We start from the raw sequence: 1,356 nt of genomic DNA, 5'->3' as shown, positions 1-1,356 counted from the left end.
GTCATGACGCGATCGTTGCCATCCACACGACGGCGAGCGGCAAGAATGCTAAACGCCTGTGGGTGCTCGACGCGGACTTGAAAGCGGCGTTCGACCGAATCGACCACGATCACCTGCTCGCGTCATTGGGTACCTTTCCCGCGAGGGGAATGGTTGCCGGATGGCTGAAGGCCGGCGTGGTCGAGAAAGGTTGGTTCACCCCGACGGTGGAGGGAACTCCCCAGGGCGGGGTGATCAGTCCCGCGTTGTTGAACATAGCCTTGCACGGCATGGGAAAGGCCGCTGGAGTCCGCTACCAGGCTCTCGGCAGTGATGCCACGATTCTGGCGCGTGATTCTCCTGTTCTGGTCGTCTACGCCGACGACCTTCTCGCCCTGTGCCATTCTCGGGAACAGGCCGAGCAGGTCAAGGCGCGACTGGCCGCGTGGCTCGCGCCCCGGGGACTGGCTTTCAACGAGGACAAGACGCGCATTGTCCACCTCGATGAGGGCTGCGACTTCCTGGGGTTCAACATCCGACGCTATCGCGGAAAGTTGCTGACAAAGCCGAGCAACGCGGCCCTGCGGCGGATCCGGGAACGGCTTGCCGCCGAAGTGCTGGCCCTGCGAGGGGCCAACGCCGACGCTGTGATCGCCAAGCTCAACCCGATCATCAAGGGGTGGGCCGCCTACTACCGGATCGGGGTGTCCAAGCGGGCGTTCAACTCGCTGGACGCCTACGTGTGGAGACTGGTCTACAAGTGGGCCAAGTTCTCCCACCCGAACAAGCCGATGCGCTGGGTGACCGCCCGGTACTTCGGCATGTTCAACCCGTTCAGGCAGGACACGTGGGTCTTCGGGGACCGCACCAGCGGCTTCTACCTCTACAAGTTCGCCTGGACGCCGATTGTCCGGCACCGGATGGTGCCGGGGAGGGCATCAACGGACGATCCCGCCCTGGCCGACTTCTGGGCCAAGCGGCGCCGCCGCGGCAAACTCCCGCTGGGCAAAGGCACCTTGCATCTGTTGCAGATGCAAGACGGCCGATGTCCGCTCTGCGGAGGGCTGCTGCTGCACGCCGACCATGAGCCGCAAACCCCCGACCAGTGGGAGCAGTGGCTCAAGGTCACCCGCACCGCGATCCGCAAACACGCGGTCACCGCGGATGCGGGCAACGGCAAGCCGGACAAACCCGCCGCCCCGCGCCTGATACACACCTACTGCCATCGTCGGCTGGTCACTGGCCCCGGCCGGTGACCAGCACTTCTGTCCGCCCGCGAGCCCAAGGGGCTTGCTTGAGCCGGTTGCTCGGAAAGCGGGCACGGCCGGTTCTGAGGGGGGACCGCTGCAGCAATGCAGCGGTCCTACCCGACGAGCG

Annotated in this window: 1 protein-coding gene; it reads left to right on the top strand. The window is 65.4% G+C overall.

Annotated elements, in window-relative coordinates; genetic code table 11:
• Positions 1–1,235, top strand: a 1,235-nt coding sequence (locus tag VXC91_RS45690; protein ID WP_329513226.1) for a reverse transcriptase domain-containing protein, incomplete at its 5' end; no start/stop codon positions are given.
• Positions 1,236–1,356: the final 121 nt, after the last annotated feature.

This window comes from Streptomyces chiangmaiensis, from assembly GCF_036281785.1.
Lineage (GTDB): Bacteria > Actinomycetota > Actinomycetes > Streptomycetales > Streptomycetaceae > Streptomyces > Streptomyces chiangmaiensis.
The sequence above is the reverse complement of the archived record's forward strand: the minus strand, read 5'-3'. Positions and strand labels throughout refer to the sequence as shown.